This window comes from Janthinobacterium sp. TPC_1 (assembly GCF_056037845.1).
This window is the reverse complement of record NZ_CP195157.1, coordinates 4,991,613-5,007,154: the sequence shown is the minus strand read 5'-3', so window position 1 is coordinate 5,007,154 and position 15,542 is coordinate 4,991,613. Positions and strand designations below refer to the sequence as shown.

The following is a 15,542-nucleotide window of genomic DNA, read 5'->3' as shown; positions in this document are numbered from 1 at the left end:
ATGTGAAGGGTGCATTGAGATACTATTTTCTTCTAAACGTGAAGATGAGGGATGTTCATCTACTGGTTTTGAAGTACATTACGTTCCTGTAGTACTTTTAGCGCAGATTCGAGTTCGGCAATTCTGTCAACAGATTTTTTCTGATCATCTTCTATGGCTTTAATAGAAATATTCAGTCCATTTTTGTCAGCGCCGCTCAGGGCACTCGCAGATCTTAGTACAGCCAATTCTGCGGCAGCTGAGGCCTTTTTTGCAGCATCCTTTGCTTCTTCCGCGGTTATTTTAGCTCTTTCCGACACTTCTTTTACATTTTTAACGCCTACTGCGGCATTAAGAACAGCAATTCCGGCCTTCAACGAGCATTGATCTGAATATCCTTGGATGAAAGAGAAAACCTTGTGAACGTCGCAGTTTCCATAACTGCTTGTCCCATCTAGATTTACCTCCGAGCATGAATTGCTTTTATCCGTGCGGTAGATCTCTTGTGCTGCCTCAATTGCCAGCACAAGTACTGGCGCAGTTTCACCCATAAACAATGAGTGATTGACTTTGTCATATGAGCCGACTAGTAGATTGGCCAAGGCCAAGCCTCCGGCTACCGGAGGTGAGCCTGACGCTGCCCCCGTGATCGCTCCTCCGCTGAGCATATCTTTGAGAAATCCAGAGGTTCCATCTGCGGTGGTTTTTACCGTAAAAACATCTTGTAGATAAGTGCTGCAATTTTTCTTGGCAATTTTCATTAAGTATGAATGTAAACGGTTGCGTGCAGTTTTGCAAATTGGCGGGCTGGCAGCCTCGTCATCGCAGGCTTTAAAAAAGTCCGTTACGCCACTGACATCATTTGCTTTGTCTTGCGCACTTTCTATTAGGGTAATGTATTTGCAGCCCTGTGGGATTGGTTCTGTAATGTTTGTCTTATTCCTGGTTATGCACCAAACTTCTGCAGTTAGCTCGGGAATAGATGGCCCAATTGAATTTCCTGTATTTGTTGTGCCACCGACTACAGAATTGTTGCTTGCCCAAAGATGGACTCTTATCTTTTTTGCGCTAGCCAATGAACTGACTTCAAAATCCTCTGCTGCTGGATAGGTCTTCATAATTCCATTTGAAAAAGAACATCCACTTGTAATTAATGATCCAAGTAGCGTCACCATGAGGCGCGGGAGCAGTTTTGTTCGATCGGCGGTTTCCATGTTTCCTCTATATGGTGAGAAAATATGCTTCACAACTTCAGCGACCATTAATTTTCTAAATGGTGCGTGAGTAAAAGATGTGCACTAAAACACTACTTTAGAAGGTTAGGCGATTGTGAGCTACGTCTATTTAATCAATATATCGCTTCTTTCTTGCAAAAAATACTCGCTTTGTCACAATTTTCAATTTATAAAATATACTTTTCGGTGGGGCGCGTGCTGAATTAGGCGTGCATGGGGCGGATGTGGCACGCCTTCCGAGAGGTGCAAGTTGCGTGCTATCCAGTGCCTAATTCCAAACATTTCCATTACCTCCCGGCCATCGCCGACGCAATCTCGATCGAACTCAGCTTCCAGCCCCACACGCCATGGCGCAGCAGGACAAGCGCGCCTTGCTGCGCATCGCCATCCTTGGCGCGCACGATGAAGGTGTTCACGCCGGCATAGCCTGCCGAATAATCGGCCTTTTTCCGCGCGCCCTCGGCCGGGGCATCGGCATCCGCATCCGTTTGCGGGCTGACGGCGCTCTTGTTGACGAGGGCGACGACGCCGGCGGGCGAGACCATGGCGTCGACCATCTTGCCCAGCATGGCGCTGGCGACCCTTTGCCCCAGGGCAGCCAGCGGATTGCCACTGCCGGCCGTCGCTTCAATGCTGCGGGCCATGCCGGCTTCCAGCTGCGTCTTGACGCTGGCGCGCAGGGCGGGGAAGTCCACGTGTGCGGCCAGAGCCTCGGCGTTGCGTTCGGCCAGGGCGGTCTTGATCTGGTGCAAGGCATAGTACGGCGACGCGTAGACGGTGGCGGCGATGGCAATGGCGGCCGCGACGGCGGCGATGGTAGTTTTTTTCAAGTGATGCCTGTGCGGTGGTAAGTGATGGGGGCGCCGTGCCATTTTACTGCGTGCATGGCGGCGCGGGGCCATGATGGCCTGTGCTGCGGACACGGTTGTGTCGCAGGGCGTTATCGGGGGGCAAGCGATGCGCTTGCCACGTCCGGCCTGGAGAGGCGGGGTGCCAGCGCAGCGGTCTGATGCAGGGCGGACTATTATTTGCTTTGAATTGTCCCAGGGGACTGCATCGCGTCGAGGAATTCCTTGGGGTCAATGTTCCTTGCTTCCGTGGTGTCGCCGCAATTCTTGGCAATCATGGTGCCGAGCGATACGCTGGCATTGCATTTGCGGGCAGCGAGCTTGGGCGCGCCATTTTCAGCGGCAGGTTCGGGGGTGGCACAGCCAGCCAGCGACAATGCAGAAATACTGATTAACAAATAACAAAAATCAGAAAACAATTTCATGCTTATTACCTTTCGTGATGATACACATTCGTTGAAGAGGGTGAGTTGATTGTAGCAAAACATGGCTCATTTGCTATGATATTTTTTTTGGCAATATTGCGAGAGCGGATGGTAGGGTTGTTTGAGTGAAATATCGGCCATCGGTGTGACGCCTTCCTTGATCGGCATGGCGGCGTTGCCCTTGCTGCTAGCCGCCGCTGGCGGTTTCCTCGGGGCGCTATAGAGGGAAGGGGGTGCGTACTGTATAATGGGAGAAAAGTACCTAACTACCTGTTTTCACTGGATAAAGACCTCACTAATGCTTTCTACAGCTAACATTACGATGCAGTTTGGCGCCAAGCCATTGTTTGAGAATATCTCCGTCAAGTTCGGCGACGGCAACCGCTATGGTTTGATCGGCGCGAACGGCTGCGGCAAGTCGACGTTCATGAAGATCCTGGGCGGCGACCTGGATCCTTCCGGCGGCAACGTCATGCTCGACACCAACGAGCGCCTGGGCAAGTTGCGCCAGGACCAGTTCGCGTTTGAAGACATGCGCGTGCTCGACGTCGTCATGATGGGTCACACGGAAATGTGGGCCGCCATCCAGCAACGCGACGCGATCTACGCGAACCCGGAAGCGACGGACGACGACTACATGCAGGCCGCCGAACTGGAAGGCAAGGTTTCCGAATACGACGGCTACACGGCCGAATCGCGCGCCGGCGAACTGCTGCTGGGCGCCGGCGTCGCCATCGACCTGCACCAAGGTCCGATGAGCAATGTCTCGCCAGGCTGGAAGCTGCGCGTGCTGCTGGCGCAGGCGCTGTTCTCGAACCCGGACATCCTGCTGCTCGACGAGCCGACGAATAACCTGGACATCAACACGATTCGCTGGCTGGAAGACGTGCTCAACGAGCGCAACTCCACCATGATCATCATTTCCCATGATCGTCACTTCCTGAACCAGGTCTGCACCCACGTGGCCGACATGGATTACGGCACCCTGAAGATTTATCCGGGCAACTACGACGAATACATGTTCGCCTCGACCCAGGCGCGCAACCAGCAACTGGCCAACAACGCGAAAGCGAAAGACAAGGTTGCCGAACTGCAGGAGTTCGTGCGCCGCTTCGCCGCGAACAAATCGAAGGCCCGCCAGGCGACGTCGCGCGCCAAGCAGATCGAAAAGATCAAGGTCGACGACATCAAGCCATCGTCGCGCGCCTATCCGTTCGTGCGTTTCGACGGCGAAAAGAAATTGCACCGCCTGGCCGTGGAAGTCGAGAACATCTCGAAAGGTTTTGATCGCCAGCTGTTCAAGAATTTCAGCATCATGGTCGAAGCGGGCGAACGCATCGCCATCATCGGCGCCAACGGCGCCGGCAAGACCACCATGCTGCGCTGCATCGCGGGCGACATCGCCGGCCTGCAGCCGGACCAGGGCCGCGTGAAGTGGGCGGAAAACGCCAACGTGGGCTACATGCCGCAAGATCCGACGGAAGATTTCGCCAAGGATACGAACCTGACCGACTGGATCGGCCAGTGGACGAAAGAGGGCGACGACGACCAGGCCGTGCGCTCCATCCTGGGCCGCTTGCTGTTCGGCGGCGACGACGTGAAAAAGGCTGTCAAGGTACTGTCCGGTGGCGAGAAGGGCCGCATGATGTACGGCAAGCTGATGCTGGGCCGCCACAACGTGCTGATGCTCGATGAGCCGACCAACCACATGGACATGGAATCGATCGAATCCCTGAACATCGCGCTGGAAAAATACGCGGGCACCCTGATCTTCGTGTCGCATGACCGCGAATTCGTCTCTTCGCTGGCCAACCGCATCATTGAAATCAAGGAAGATGAAGTGGTCGATTACCGCGGCAACTACGAAGACTATTTGAAGAGCCAAGGTATTGATTAATATCTAGCTTGGTATAGTAAATGCCGGATGGCGCGCCAGTCGCCCATCCGGCAGCACCACACCGACGCGCCGCGGTTATTTCGTTCCGGCGCACCTGCTTTATTGCAATCGTGCCGGTCTATCCCGTTTTTGTTTGACACAGCCATGCAAACTTTAGCCATCAAATCCGTCGAGTACGAACACCCGCAAGACGGAGCCAGCTGCACTGCCCACGCCTGGGCACGCACGCCAGCGACGCCATCCCCGGCTGAAAAAGCCGAACTGATCACGCGCATCAAGCGCCTGCTGACCGAGCGCGAAGCTGTGCTCGTTGCCCACTATTACGTTGATGCTGACCTGCAAGACCTGGCGGAAGCCACGGGCGGCTGCGTCTCCGACTCGCTGGAAATGGCCCGCTTCGGGCGCGACCATCCGGCCAAGACCCTGGTCGTGGCCGGCGTGCGCTTCATGGGCGAAACGGCCAAGATCCTCAGTCCCGAAAAAACCGTCCTGATGCCTGACCTCGACGCGACCTGTTCGCTCGACCTCGGCTGCCCGGTGGACGAATTCACGGCCTTCTGCGACGCCCATCCGGACCGCACCGTCGTTGTCTACGCCAACACCAGCGCGGCCGTCAAAGCGCGCGCGGACTGGATGGTGACGTCGTCCATCGGCCTCGACATCGTGGCCCACCTGCATGCGCAGGGCAAGAAAATCCTGTGGGCACCGGACAAGCACCTGGGTTCGTACATCCAGAAGGAAACGGGCGCCGACATGCTGCTGTGGCAAGGCAGCTGCCTGGTGCACGACGAATTCAAGGGCATCGAACTCGATTTGCTCAAGGAAGAGTATCCGCAAGCCAAGGTGCTCGTGCATCCGGAATCGCCCGCCAACGTGGTGGCGCTGGCCGACATGGTCGGTTCCACGTCGCAAATGATTGCGGCAGCGCAAACCATGGACACGGACACTTTCATCGTCGCCACCGACAACGGCATCCTGCACAAGATGCGCGCGGCCGCGCCCGGCAAGCGCTTCATCGAGGCGCCCACGGCCGGCAACAGCGCCACGTGCAAAAGCTGCGCGCACTGCCCGTGGATGGCCATGAACGGCTTGCTGAACCTGGCGCAAACGCTGGAAAACATGCACAACGAAATCCACGTCGATCCCGCCGTCGGCCAGCTGGCCGTGCGTTCGATCAATCGCATGCTCGACTTCGCCGCCGCCAAGAAGGCAGGCTTGCAGCCAGGCGCGGACCTGGCTAAAGAAACTAAATTGTTCCAAGGAATCGGTCCAGCATGAGTACTCTCGTCAATTCTTTCGCTCCCTTTGACCCCGCCCTGGCGCGCGCGTTCGAGGGCAATCTGCTGGCCGCCTTGCTGGAAGACGTGGGCCAGTGCGACCTGACGGGCGAGCTGGTGCCGCCCGACCACATCGTCACGGCCCGTGTCATCGTGCGCGAAGCGGCCGTGCTGTGCGGCGCGCCTTGGTTCGAAGGCATCATGAAAAGCCTGGACCGCAGCATCGACATCGTTTGGCATTACGCCGAAGGCGACATGATGACGGCCGACAGCGTCGTGTGCACGATTGAGGCGCCGGCGCGCGCCTTGCTGACGGCCGAGCGTAGCGCCCTCAATTTCCTGCAGCTGCTGTCGGCCGTGGCCACGGCCACGCGCCGCTATGTCGACGTGGTGGCTGGCACGAAAGCCGCCATTCTGGACACGCGCAAGACCCTGCCTGGCCTGCGCCTGGCGCAAAAGTATGCGGTGCGCGTGGGCGGCGGCAAGAACCAGCGCCTGGCCCTGTACGACGGCATTTTGATCAAGGAAAACCATATCGCGGCCGCCGGCGGCGTCAGCCAGGCCCTGGAAAACGCGCGTAACCTCGATGCGGGCGTGCCCGTGCAAATCGAGGTGGAAACCCTGGCGCAATTGCAGGAAGCGCTCGACGCGGGCGCCGTCTCCGTGCTGCTCGATAACTTCAGCAACGACATGATGCGCGAGGCCGTGGCCCTTACCAACGGCCGCGCCTTGCTCGAAGCGTCGGGCGGCATTAACTTCGACACCGTGCGCGCCATTGCCGAAACGGGCGTGGACCGCATCTCGATCGGCAGCCTGACCAAGGATGTGCAGGCCACCGATTACTCCTTGCGCATCGTCGGCTGATGAGAGGAGCGGGGCGGCGCCTGCTGGCCCTGGCGCTGCTGTGGCCGGCCCTGGCCGTGCCCTTGCACGCGCAGGCGCGCGAGCTGCTGGCCGTGGGCGCGCAGTTCGAGCGCGTCTTCGAGTACCAGGACAGCGGCGAGTATGGCGGCCTGGGCGCGGAACTGCTGCGCCTGCTGGCGGCGCGCACGGGCAATACCGTGCGTTTTCGCATGGTGCCGTGGGCGCGCGCGCAAGCCATGCTGGTGCAGGGGCAGGCCGATATCCTGATCGGCCCCTACAAGACGCCCGAGCGCATCGCCAGCATGGCGTTTTCCGACAAGCCGTTTTACCAGGACCAGATGGTCTTTTATACGCGCCAGGACGCCAGTTTCGGCTGGGATGGCGACTACGCGGCGCTGAAGCAGCGCCGGGTGGTGCTGCTCAATGGCTGGGCCTATGGCGCGGACTGGGAAAGAGTCCGGCCCGGCTTGCAGGTCAGCGTGGCCAACAATGTGGAAAATGGCTTGAAGATGCTGGTGCACAACCACGTCGACGTCTTCGTCAGCAACCGCCGCAATACCGACCCCGTGATTGCCCGGCTCGGCTATGGCCGCCAGGTGAAACCCTTGCCCAAAGTCATAGAAATCCAAAACGGCTATTTCGCCTATCCCCGCTCGCCTGCTTTCGACAAGCTGCGCCTGCAGTTCGACCAGGAATTGAATAGCCTGATCGAGACGGGCGAACTGAAACGGCTGGGCAAGCGCTACGACGTCGGCATGCCCTGACACGGCCTATCTTCCCTGTGTTTGACACGCCTCAAGCGTCCTGCTCGGCCTGGTTATACCCTGATGACAGGCAGCGCAATTCTGTCCATCGCGCAGAAGGGGAACGCCATGAAAACGCATACCAGCAAGCAGATTCTTTATGCCTGTCTCGCCGTCATCCTGGCTGAGCCAGAACGGCGTGACGGCGCCCAGCCCGTTCATCTTCGCCAGCGAAAGCGGCAGCATCTCGGCCTGGTCTCCCACGGTCAGCCCGACGACGGCCCTGGTCGTGTTCGACGGCAGCGCCGACGGCAGCGTCTACAAGGGCCTGGCCATCTCGCGTTATGCGAACGCCAATTACCTGTATGCGGCCGATTTCCATAACCGGCGCGTCGACGTCTTCGATGCCAATTTCGCCAGAGTCAGCTTGCCTGGCGCCTTCAGCGACCCCAGCTTGCCGGCCGGCTATGCGCCGTTCGGCATCCAGGCCATCGGCGAGCGCATCTATGTCGCCTATGCCATGCGCGAGGCCAGCGGCGACGACGAGGAGGCGGGCGCGGGCCTCGGCATCGTCAATGTGTATGACACGGGCGGCACACTGCTCAAGCGGCTGGTGAGCGGCGGGGCCTTGAATGCACCCTGGGGCATGGCGCTGGCGCCGGCCGATTTCGGCACGGCCAGCAATATGTTATTGATAGGGAATTTTGGCGACGGCAAGATCAATGCCTATGACCCGTCCACGGGCGCCGCCGGCGGTCCGCTGCGCAAGGCTGACGGCACGCCGCTGGTGATCGATGGCTTGTGGGGGATTGCCTTCGGCAATGGCCTCAACAATCAGCCTCTGAATACCCTGTTCTATGCGGCCGGGCCGGATGACGAGGCGCACGGGCAATACGGACGCATCGATGTGAAGTAACGTCCCCGTGCGCCCGCGGGGCGGCACGGGGCTGGCCATGCTTACAGCTGGCGCGCCTCGAAGGTGTTGCACTGGCTGATCTGGCCGCTCTCGATGCCCTTGCTGAACCAGCGCACGCGCTGATCCGAGGTGCCGTGCGTAAACGAGTCCGGCACGACATGGCCTTGCGCCTGGCGCTGCAGCGCATCGTCGCCGATGGCCGTGGCCGCTTTCAGGGCCGCTTCCACATCGCCTTGTTCCAGGATCTTGCGGTCCTGGTTCGCGTGGAATGCCCACACGCCGGCAAAGCAGTCGGCCTGCAACTCCAGGCGCACGGACATGGCGTTGGCCTGGCGCTCCGATTGCGTGCGGCGCGCATTGTCGACCTTTTCGGACAGGCCCATCAGGTTTTGCACGTGGTGTCCCACTTCATGCGCGATCACGTACGCTTCCGCGAATTCGCCCGAGACCTTGAAGCGCTGCTGCATCAGATTGAAGAAATCGAGGTCCAGGTAGACTTTCTGGTCGCCGGGGCAATAGAAGGGGCCGCTGGCGCTCTGGCCCGTGCCGCAGGCCGTCGGGATGCTGCCCGAGAACAGCACCAGCTTGGGTTTGACATAGCTGCCGCCTTCGGCCTTGAACAGGGCGCCCCACGTGTCTTCCGTATCGGCCAGCACGGTCCGCACGAAGCGGGTCATCTCGTCGTTTGCGGGTGCCTGGCCCGCAGGCGCCTGGCTTTGCTGGGTGCTGATCTGGCCGCCACCACCGCTGAGCAGGTTGAGCAAGGTCAGGGGATTGACGCCCAGCACATACGAGCCGACGAGGGCGATGACGATGGTGCCGATGCCGATCGAGCGCCCGCCAAAACCGAAGCCGCCCCCACTGCCGCCCCCGCCGTCTTCGCCGCGGCGGTCTTCCACATTGTCGCTTTCGCGATTGCCTTCCCATTTCATGATCTTTACTCCTGCTGCGATTGTGCGATTGATTGGTGACGCCTGCATATGCTTCTTGCGACGAATCTTGTTATTATCGCAGTAAACCACGCCGCGACAGGGGCGACAATGTTACCCTTTGCAACTTTTCACCCACTCCACAACAGGTACACGCATGGCGCTTGCCAACGATACACGCATTTCTCCCGTCGCGGTGGTTCAGGCCCAACTGGATGCCTACAATGCCCACGACGTGCCGGCCTTGCTGGCCATCTACGCCGATGACGCACAGCAATTCCAGCATCCCGATACCTTGCTGGCCCAAGGCGGCGCGCAGATCGGCCCCCGCTTCACGGCCCGTTTCGCCGCCAGCCGGCCCCGGGCGCAATTGCTCAACCGTATCGCCTGCGGCAAGCTGGTGATCGACCATGAAATCGTCCATGGCGACACGCCGGACGGTGTTTCCGCGCAGGAGCTGGTGGCGACGTATGAAGTGGAGCAGGGGCGTATCAGCCGCGCCTGGTTCAGCTTTGGCGCCCTGACCAGCCTGCGCGTGGCGCTGTCTGGTGATGTGCCTGCCATGAATGCGCTGATCGCCCGTTCCGGCATGGTGCTGAGCGCGGGATTTTATAGTGAAGAGCAGGCCGAGGCCGTGACGCGCCACGTGTTCGGCGTCGATACGCAGCTCGTTGCCGACCGGACGTATTTCGTCATCGAACGCGACGGCGCCATGCTGGCCTGCGGCGGCTGGAGCCGGCGCGCCACCCTGTACGGCGCCGACCGCGCCAAGAGCGGGCCGGATCCGCTGCTCGACCCGGCCAGCCAGCCGGGCCGCATCCGCGCCTTCTCTTCGTGGAGCCGGCCGCGGCGCGCCAGGGTCTGGGCAGCATGCTGATGCGCCATTGCGAACGCCAGGCGCGGGCCGGCGGTTTTACGGCACTGGAACTGGCCGCCACCTTGCCCGGCGTGCCCCTGTACCTGGCCAGCGGCTTTGCCGTCACGGAAGATTTTCACCTGGACTTGCCGGGCGATATACAACTGCCGCTGGCGCGCATGCACAAGCGGCTGTAAGGCAGCCTACCAGGGCAGCGGCGCCTTTTCCCCGTTGGCGTGCTCGCCGTAATACAGCGATGGCAAAAAGCGCGACAGATAGGTAAATTCGCTGTAGCAATGGCGCAGCAAATTCAGTCCCAGCACGTCGGGCACGTCGCGCACGGGATTGAGGCTGTTGCGACCGAGTAAGAATCGGCTGCGCAGCACGCAGCCCGTGGGCGTGTCGCGCGTCAGGTGCAGCATTTCGCCATCGAGCGGATCGCCGTTCGGGTCGAGCACGACGTAATCGCCAAAGCCGATGCGCGCGCAGATGGCGGCCGACAGGGCGCCGCTGTCCCTGGCCTGCTGCAATTGCGCCGGATCGAAGACTTCCTTCGGATCATGGAACTTCAGCTTGGCTTTCACGGGCGGAATATCGCCCAGCGACTCCACCGCCTCGATCGAGGCGCCGTAGTAACTCTCTCCCTTTTTCCACGCCTTGTTCCAGCCGTGATGGGCCACGTGATCGTGCGGATGCCACCACTTGATGTGCTGCGTCGTCTCGAAAAAGGTGAACCACCAATCCAGCATGCGTCCGCTGCAGCCTTGCAGTTCCGTGCGCGCCGCCACCAGCAGGCAGCCATTTTCCAGGCGCGTGATGCCCGTTTCCAGGGGCAGGGGAAACGGATCGAGCAAGTTGCCCGTGCCGGTGATGCTCCATGGGAATTCATTGTGCGTGTCGCTCGTCATGTCGTTCTCCTTTGTTGGGATGAGCCAATTATATATTAAAGAAACGCTTAACGTTTCCTAAATATGTTTCAGTGTAAAATTGCCCATCAATCAAGCTTGGAGATGGCATGCGGGAAGAAGAGAGCAAGGCCTTGCGCGGACGTGGCCGCCCGGCGCGCCCGCACGGGGAGGCGCTGGAGGCAGCCGTGCAGGCGGCCACCTGGCTGCTGCTGAACGAAGGCTATGCGGCCACGACCATGGAAGCGGTGGCGCGCCACGCGGGCATGGCAAAAAAGTCGCTGTATCAATATGCGGCCAACCGCGAAGAACTCGTGGCGCTGGTGGTGCGCGGCTGGACGGACGCCTTTTTGCCGGCCATGGCGCACGATGCGGCCGCGCTTGGCGACGTCTTGCCGCTATTGAAGGAGATATTGCAGGTGATGGCGGCGCGCGTGCTGACGGCGGATGCCGTCGGCCTGTTCCGCCTGCTATGCACGGAGTTTCCCGCGCGCCCCGATTTGCTGGCCGTGTATCAGCGCAACGGCATCGAGCGGGGCACGGCGATGCTGGCCGAATGGTTGCAGCGCCAGGCCGCGCGCGGCCATCTGGTGCTGCAGGATGGAGCGGAAATGGCCGGCTTGCTGCTGGCCATGGTGATCGCCGAGCCGCTGCGGCAGATGGCGCTGGGCTTGCTGGCGCCCGTGCCGGCCTGGGATGCGGCGCCCCGCATCGATGCAGCGCTGCGCCTGCTGGGCGGACAGGCGTTCAAGGTCGCTGGTGCTTCAGCGCTTCGCGGTAGCTGAGCGGCGATAGTTGCCGGCGGTGCGCGCCGGCAAACGCCGTCACGGCTTCGGGCGCGTGGCGCGCGTAATCGCGCAGGGCCCAGCCGATGGCCTTGCGGATGAAAAACTCGTCTTCATGGGCCAGCGCCAGCGCCGCATCGAACAGCCAGGCGGCATCCGTATCGGCGCGCCAGCCCAGCTGGTGCAGCATGGCGATGCGGCGCAGCCAGAAATCCGCGTGCTGCAAGGCGCCATCCATGTGCGCATGGCCATCGCCGCTGCGCCGGTGTTCCGCCTGCAGCACCTCGCCGACGATGCCCGCCATGCCGTCGACGCTGTCCCACCAGGCGCGCTGGCGCGCCAGTGCCAGCAGGGCGGGAATATGTTCGACGTCCAATTGCCGCCAGTGCAGGGCCAGCATGTCGAGCGCCACGTGCTGGTACTCGCGCTCGGGCTGCTGCCACAGCAGCTGTGCATGTTCCAGCAGCACCTCGGCCCCCACGCCTTGCAAGCCCGCCAGCAAGTCCCTGGCGGCCATCCGCCGCTGCGGCGCGGCCACGCCCAGGAATATGAACTGGTCGCGCATATACGCCTGCATCGGCGCCGCGCGGCCCGGTTCGGCAACCGCTTCCAGCGCGATTTTTAGTTCTTGATGTAGATTCATGGCATCTCGCTTTCTTTCAGGCGTAAAAAAAGCGCTCACAGGGAGCGCTTTTTCATGCCGATCCAATATTACTGAATCTTGGCCTTCTTCATCAGTTCGTCGCGGTAGGCGGCGAGTTTCTTCTGTTGCAGCGACTCGGCTACCTGGCCCTTGACTTCTTCCAGAGCCGGCAGTTTCGTCGGACGGGTTTCTTCCAGCTTGATCACGTGGAAGCCGAACTGCGATTGCACCGGCGTTTGCGTGACCTGGCCTGGTTTCAGGGCCACCATGGCGTCGGAGAATGGCTTCACGTACGAAGCTGGGCTAGCCCAGTCCAGGTCGCCGCCATTGGCTGCGGAACCGTCTTTCGATACCTTTGCCAGTTCTTCGAACTTGGCGCCGCCTTTCAGCTTGGCGATGATGTCTTTCGCTTCCGCTTCGGTGGCGACCAGGATGTGGCGTGCATGGTATTCCTTGTCGCCGGCCTGGGCCTTGAACTTGTCGTACTCGGCCTTGATTTCAGCGTCCTTGACAGGGTTCTTCTTGACGTAGTCGGCCAGCAGGGCGTTGATGATGATGCTTTGACGGGCATTGTCGATCTGCGACTTGACTTCCGGACGCGTGCCGTAGCCTTGCTTGTCGGCTTCCTGGATCAGCACTTCGCGGCCGATCAGGTCTTTCTTGATGGCTTCGCGCAATTGCGGCGAATCGGCTTGCTTGCCTTGGGCGACGACTTGCTTGACGACCTGGTCAACGCGCGACGATGGGATGGCCTTGCCATTCACGGTAGCTACGTTTTGCGCAAATGCAGGGATCGCGACGACGGCGACCAGGGCTAAGATCAGGCGGGCTGGCTTCAAAATCATGTTCATTCCTAAAAATATACTAAAAATCGATACGCGCGACTGTCGCGCAGTGCGTGTTCAGGCGCAGAATACACGACCGGCGCCGAAAAGGGCGCCGGGGAGGTCAGTTCTTACTGAACTTTCGCTTTTTTGATCATTTCTTCCTGATACGCTTGCAGTTTCTTTTGCTGCAGCGCTTCGGCGATCTGTGGCTTGACTTCTTCCAGGGTCGGCAGTTTTGCCGCGCGGGTGTCGTCCAGCTTGATCACGTGGAAACCGTTAGGCGTTTGCACCGGGGTGTCCGTGACCTGGCCTTTTTGCAGTTTCACGAAGGCGTCGGAGAACACTTTCGGGAACGACGATGGGGCTGCCCAGTCCAGGTCGCCGCCATTGTCGGCCGAGCCCGCATCTTTCGATTGCTTGGCCAGGTCTTCGAACTTGGCGCCGCCTTTCAGCTTGGCGATGATGTCTTTCGCTTCCGCTTCGGTGGCCACCAGGATGTGGCGCACGTGGTATTCCTTGTCGCCCGTCTGTGCCACGAAGCGGTCGTATTCCGCCTTGATTTCAGCGTCGTTGACGGGGTTCTTTTTCAGGTAGTCGCCGACCAGGGCGTTGATGACGATGGCCTGGCGCGCGTTCTCGATTTGCTGCTTGACGGCTGCATCTTTACCGAAACCTTTGTTTTCCGCTTCTTGCATCAGCACTTCACGGCCGATCAAGTCCTTCTTGATCATTTCGCGCAATTGCGGCGAATCCGGTTGCTGGCCTTGGGCGACGACTTGCTTGACGACTGCATCAACGCGCGACGACGATGGGATAGGCTTGCCATTAACAACGGCAACATTTTGCGCAAAAACAGGTACCGCGACAACGGCGAGTAGTGCGATCAGCAAGCGGGCTGGCTTAAAAGTCATTATTAAATCCTGTTAGGGAAAGTTTCGTAAAAAACGCATGGGAAGAAATCCATCACATGGCTCGGGTACGCCAAAACGCCATCCTTACACTACTTCGGACGGCGCCAGGGCCACAATCGCCAATGCATGTATCTCATTATGCATCATATCGTGCACGGAATCATACACCAGTCGATGGCGCATGACGAGCCTGAGCCCCTCAAATCGGCTAGAAATAATGCGTAGATTGTAATGGCCTCCGCCCGAGGCGGCGCCCGCATGGCCCCGGTGGCGCGCCGAGTCGTCTTCCAGCACGCATTCCAGAGGGGAAAGTGCCGTTTCCAGGCGGGTGCGGATGCGCTGCATGCGCGTTTCCGGTGCGGTGTTTTCGGTGCTGGTGGTGCTCATCATGCGTTTTCCTTGATATGTTTTGCCAGGAACAGGGTTTGCGCCACGATAAAGGCAAAGAAAATGCCCGTCGCGCCGAATGCTTTAAAACTGACCCAGGCGGCCATGTCGCCCTTGTACAGCACGAAGGCGACGAACAGATTCAGTGCGCCGATGGCGCCAAAGAAAATGATCCATGCGGCCAGCAACTGATTCCAGACGGCATCGGGCAATTGCACTTGCGCTTCCATGGTCTTGCGGATCAGGTTTTTCTTGAAACCCACGTGGGCGATCAACAGGGCCAGGCCGGACAGCCAGTAGATCAGGGTCGGCTTCCATTTCAGGAAGAAATCGTCATGCAGGTAAATGCTGGCGCCGCCGAATACGACAAAGATGAACAGCGACAGCCACAGCATGCCGTCCACCTTGCGCCCGCGCAACAGCAGATAGCTGACCTGGCAAGCGGTGGCGACGATGCCGACGAGGGTGGCGAGTATCCACGGCGCCTGGTCAGCCTTGATCAGGCCGCCTGACACGAAGCCGGACAAATATTGCTGCACGAAATCGTGCGTGGCCGCTTCATACATGCCGCCCAGCTTGAAGGCGGCGAAGAAGGCGATCAGGGGGAAGAGGTCGAATAGAAATTTCATGGCGAGACTTTACACTGGTCTTATTAAAATCATCTTAGGAATGGCTTAGGAGCAACCGAGTTGCTCCCAGGCGATCCTGTGTCTCACGGCTGCGGATCGAAGCGCAAGGATGCCGAATTGATGCAATAGCGCAATCCGGTCGGCGGCGGGCCGTCCGGGAAGACGTGGCCCAGGTGGGCGTCGCAGACGGCGCAGACGATTTCCGTGCGCAGCATGCCGTGGCTGCGGTCGACGATTTCCGTGACGTTCGCCGGGTCCAGCGCCTGGAAATAGCTGGGCCAGCCGCAGCCGGAGTCGAATTTCGTATCCGACGCAAACAGGGGCGTGTTGCAGCAGACGCAGGTGTAGACGCCGTGTTCGTGGTGGTCCCAGAACTTGCCCGTGAATGCGCGTTCCGTGGCCGCGTGGCGCGTGACTTCGTATTGCATCGAGTCGAGCATGGCGCGCCATTCGGCGTCGGTTTTCTTGACTTTATTCGTGGTCATA

Annotated in this window: 19 protein-coding genes; 8 read left to right on the top strand and 11 right to left on the bottom strand. The window is 59.8% G+C overall.

Annotation, left to right across the window (positions count from 1 at the left end; translation table 11 throughout):
• Positions 1-59 precede the first annotated feature (59 nt).
• From ACQVLG_RS24370 to ACQVLG_RS24360, 3 genes are all read right to left on the bottom strand, one after another.
• Entirely contained in the window at positions 60-1,193 is a 1,134-nt protein-coding gene (locus ACQVLG_RS24370) for a hypothetical protein (RefSeq protein WP_474291382.1), read from the bottom strand.
• Between the two features lie 308 nt (positions 1,194-1,501).
• A complete protein-coding gene (locus ACQVLG_RS24365) occupies positions 1,502-2,044 on the bottom strand; it encodes a DUF2939 domain-containing protein (RefSeq protein WP_474291380.1) in 543 nt (180 codons plus the stop codon).
• Between the two features lie 194 nt (positions 2,045-2,238).
• Positions 2,239-2,487, bottom strand: coding sequence for a hypothetical protein (locus ACQVLG_RS24360; RefSeq protein WP_230537582.1), 249 nt, complete (start codon positions 2,485-2,487; stop codon positions 2,239-2,241).
• A gap of 298 nt (positions 2,488-2,785) precedes the next feature.
• On the opposite strand from ACQVLG_RS24360, the gene ACQVLG_RS24355 reads away from it, so the two are divergent.
• From ACQVLG_RS24355 to ACQVLG_RS24335, 5 genes are all read left to right on the top strand, one after another.
• On the top strand, positions 2,786-4,384 hold the full coding sequence (locus ACQVLG_RS24355; protein WP_034756044.1) for an ABC-F family ATPase: 1,599 nt from the start codon (positions 2,786-2,788) through the stop codon (positions 4,382-4,384).
• Positions 4,385-4,528: 144 nt separating this feature from the next.
• Entirely contained in the window at positions 4,529-5,662 is a 1,134-nt protein-coding gene (gene nadA, locus ACQVLG_RS24350) for a quinolinate synthase NadA (protein WP_230537583.1), read from the top strand.
• On the top strand, positions 5,659-6,525 hold the full coding sequence (nadC, locus tag ACQVLG_RS24345) for a carboxylating nicotinate-nucleotide diphosphorylase (protein ID WP_474291377.1): 867 nt from the start codon (positions 5,659-5,661) through the stop codon (positions 6,523-6,525). The genes nadA and nadC overlap by 4 nt, the downstream gene beginning before the upstream one ends.
• Positions 6,525-7,289, top strand: a complete 765-nt coding sequence (locus ACQVLG_RS24340; protein WP_230537585.1) for a substrate-binding periplasmic protein — start codon at positions 6,525-6,527, stop codon at positions 7,287-7,289. Before nadC ends, ACQVLG_RS24340 begins: the two co-directional genes overlap by 1 nt.
• A gap of 139 nt (positions 7,290-7,428) precedes the next feature.
• Entirely contained in the window at positions 7,429-8,184 is a 756-nt protein-coding gene (locus ACQVLG_RS24335) for a TIGR03118 family protein (RefSeq protein WP_474291375.1), read from the top strand.
• Between the two features lie 41 nt (positions 8,185-8,225).
• Here ACQVLG_RS24335 and ypfJ read toward each other — a convergent pair whose 3' ends face one another.
• On the bottom strand, positions 8,226-9,116 hold the full coding sequence (gene ypfJ, locus ACQVLG_RS24330) for a KPN_02809 family neutral zinc metallopeptidase (protein WP_474291373.1): 891 nt from the start codon (positions 9,114-9,116) through the stop codon (positions 8,226-8,228).
• A gap of 154 nt (positions 9,117-9,270) precedes the next feature.
• Here ypfJ and ACQVLG_RS24325 point away from each other — a divergent pair, with 154 nt between their 5' ends.
• Together ACQVLG_RS24325 and ACQVLG_RS24320 are read left to right on the top strand one after the other, a co-directional pair.
• On the top strand, positions 9,271-9,990 hold the full coding sequence (locus ACQVLG_RS24325) for a nuclear transport factor 2 family protein (protein ID WP_474291371.1): 720 nt from the start codon (positions 9,271-9,273) through the stop codon (positions 9,988-9,990).
• A complete protein-coding gene (locus ACQVLG_RS24320) occupies positions 9,984-10,166 on the top strand; it encodes a GNAT family N-acetyltransferase (RefSeq protein WP_474291369.1) in 183 nt (60 codons plus the stop codon). Before ACQVLG_RS24325 ends, ACQVLG_RS24320 begins: the two co-directional genes overlap by 7 nt.
• Before the next feature lie 6 nt (positions 10,167-10,172).
• Here ACQVLG_RS24320 and ACQVLG_RS24315 read toward each other — a convergent pair whose 3' ends face one another.
• Positions 10,173-10,877 (bottom strand): DAPG hydrolase family protein, encoded by a 705-nt coding sequence (locus ACQVLG_RS24315; RefSeq protein ID WP_230537590.1) that lies wholly within the window; start codon positions 10,875-10,877, stop codon positions 10,173-10,175.
• 107 nt (positions 10,878-10,984) lie between these two features.
• Here ACQVLG_RS24315 and ACQVLG_RS24310 point away from each other — a divergent pair, with 107 nt between their 5' ends.
• Positions 10,985-11,659: a TetR/AcrR family transcriptional regulator gene (locus ACQVLG_RS24310; RefSeq protein WP_474291367.1), complete on the top strand. Its 675-nt coding sequence runs from the start codon at positions 10,985-10,987 to the stop codon at positions 11,657-11,659.
• On the opposite strand, the gene ACQVLG_RS24305 is transcribed toward ACQVLG_RS24310, so the two are convergent.
• The 6 genes from ACQVLG_RS24305 to msrB all read right to left on the bottom strand — a co-directional run bounded on the left by ACQVLG_RS24305 (position 11,622) and on the right by msrB (position 15,541).
• On the bottom strand, positions 11,622-12,302 hold the full coding sequence (locus ACQVLG_RS24305) for a DNA alkylation repair protein (protein ID WP_474291365.1): 681 nt from the start codon (positions 12,300-12,302) through the stop codon (positions 11,622-11,624). The two genes, ACQVLG_RS24310 and ACQVLG_RS24305, sit on opposite strands and share 38 nt — an antisense overlap.
• 68 nt (positions 12,303-12,370) lie before the next feature.
• Complete coding sequence (locus tag ACQVLG_RS24300) at positions 12,371-13,147, bottom strand: peptidylprolyl isomerase (protein WP_034756072.1); 777 nt, start codon at positions 13,145-13,147, stop codon at positions 12,371-12,373.
• A gap of 110 nt (positions 13,148-13,257) precedes the next feature.
• On the bottom strand, positions 13,258-14,040 hold the full coding sequence (locus tag ACQVLG_RS24295; RefSeq protein WP_474291362.1) for a peptidylprolyl isomerase: 783 nt from the start codon (positions 14,038-14,040) through the stop codon (positions 13,258-13,260).
• 84 nt (positions 14,041-14,124) lie between these two features.
• Positions 14,125-14,430 (bottom strand): BolA family protein, encoded by a 306-nt coding sequence (locus ACQVLG_RS24290; RefSeq protein WP_474291360.1) that lies wholly within the window; start codon positions 14,428-14,430, stop codon positions 14,125-14,127.
• Positions 14,427-15,056: a septation protein A gene (locus ACQVLG_RS24285; RefSeq protein ID WP_474291358.1), complete on the bottom strand. Its 630-nt coding sequence runs from the start codon at positions 15,054-15,056 to the stop codon at positions 14,427-14,429. The genes ACQVLG_RS24290 and ACQVLG_RS24285 overlap by 4 nt, the downstream gene beginning before the upstream one ends.
• Positions 15,057-15,139: 83 nt before the next feature.
• Positions 15,140-15,541 carry a peptide-methionine (R)-S-oxide reductase MsrB gene (gene msrB / locus ACQVLG_RS24280; RefSeq protein ID WP_099393747.1) on the bottom strand — a complete coding sequence of 134 codons (402 nt, stop codon included), beginning with the start codon at positions 15,539-15,541 and terminating at the stop codon, positions 15,140-15,142.
• Position 15,542 lies beyond the last annotated feature (1 nt).

Excerpts from the sequence above, each read along its gene's own strand:
- ACQVLG_RS24370 (WP_474291382.1), bottom strand. The coding sequence starts at position 1,193 with ATGGAAACCGCCGATCGAACAAAACTGCTCCCGCGCCTCATGGTGACG.
- ACQVLG_RS24360 (WP_230537582.1), bottom strand. The coding sequence starts at position 2,487 with ATGAAATTGTTTTCTGATTTTTGTTATTTGTTAATCAGTATTTCTGCA.
- ACQVLG_RS24355 (WP_034756044.1), top strand. The coding sequence starts at position 2,786 with ATGCTTTCTACAGCTAACATTACGATGCAGTTTGGCGCCAAGCCATTG.
- nadA (WP_230537583.1), top strand. The coding sequence starts at position 4,529 with ATGCAAACTTTAGCCATCAAATCCGTCGAGTACGAACACCCGCAAGAC.
- nadC (WP_474291377.1), top strand. The coding sequence starts at position 5,659 with ATGAGTACTCTCGTCAATTCTTTCGCTCCCTTTGACCCCGCCCTGGCG.
- ACQVLG_RS24340 (WP_230537585.1), top strand. The coding sequence starts at position 6,525 with ATGAGAGGAGCGGGGCGGCGCCTGCTGGCCCTGGCGCTGCTGTGGCCG.
- ACQVLG_RS24335 (WP_474291375.1), top strand. The coding sequence starts at position 7,429 with ATGCCTGTCTCGCCGTCATCCTGGCTGAGCCAGAACGGCGTGACGGCG.
- ypfJ (WP_474291373.1), bottom strand. The coding sequence starts at position 9,116 with ATGAAATGGGAAGGCAATCGCGAAAGCGACAATGTGGAAGACCGCCGC.
- ACQVLG_RS24325 (WP_474291371.1), top strand. The coding sequence starts at position 9,271 with ATGGCGCTTGCCAACGATACACGCATTTCTCCCGTCGCGGTGGTTCAG.
- ACQVLG_RS24320 (WP_474291369.1), top strand. The coding sequence starts at position 9,984 with ATGCTGATGCGCCATTGCGAACGCCAGGCGCGGGCCGGCGGTTTTACG.
- ACQVLG_RS24315 (WP_230537590.1), bottom strand. The coding sequence starts at position 10,877 with ATGACGAGCGACACGCACAATGAATTCCCATGGAGCATCACCGGCACG.
- ACQVLG_RS24310 (WP_474291367.1), top strand. The coding sequence starts at position 10,985 with ATGCGGGAAGAAGAGAGCAAGGCCTTGCGCGGACGTGGCCGCCCGGCG.
- ACQVLG_RS24305 (WP_474291365.1), bottom strand. The coding sequence starts at position 12,302 with ATGAATCTACATCAAGAACTAAAAATCGCGCTGGAAGCGGTTGCCGAA.
- ACQVLG_RS24300 (WP_034756072.1), bottom strand. The coding sequence starts at position 13,147 with ATGATTTTGAAGCCAGCCCGCCTGATCTTAGCCCTGGTCGCCGTCGTC.
- ACQVLG_RS24295 (WP_474291362.1), bottom strand. The coding sequence starts at position 14,040 with ATGACTTTTAAGCCAGCCCGCTTGCTGATCGCACTACTCGCCGTTGTC.
- ACQVLG_RS24290 (WP_474291360.1), bottom strand. The coding sequence starts at position 14,430 with ATGATGAGCACCACCAGCACCGAAAACACCGCACCGGAAACGCGCATG.
- ACQVLG_RS24285 (WP_474291358.1), bottom strand. The coding sequence starts at position 15,056 with ATGAAATTTCTATTCGACCTCTTCCCCCTGATCGCCTTCTTCGCCGCC.
- msrB (WP_099393747.1), bottom strand. The coding sequence starts at position 15,541 with ATGACCACGAATAAAGTCAAGAAAACCGACGCCGAATGGCGCGCCATG.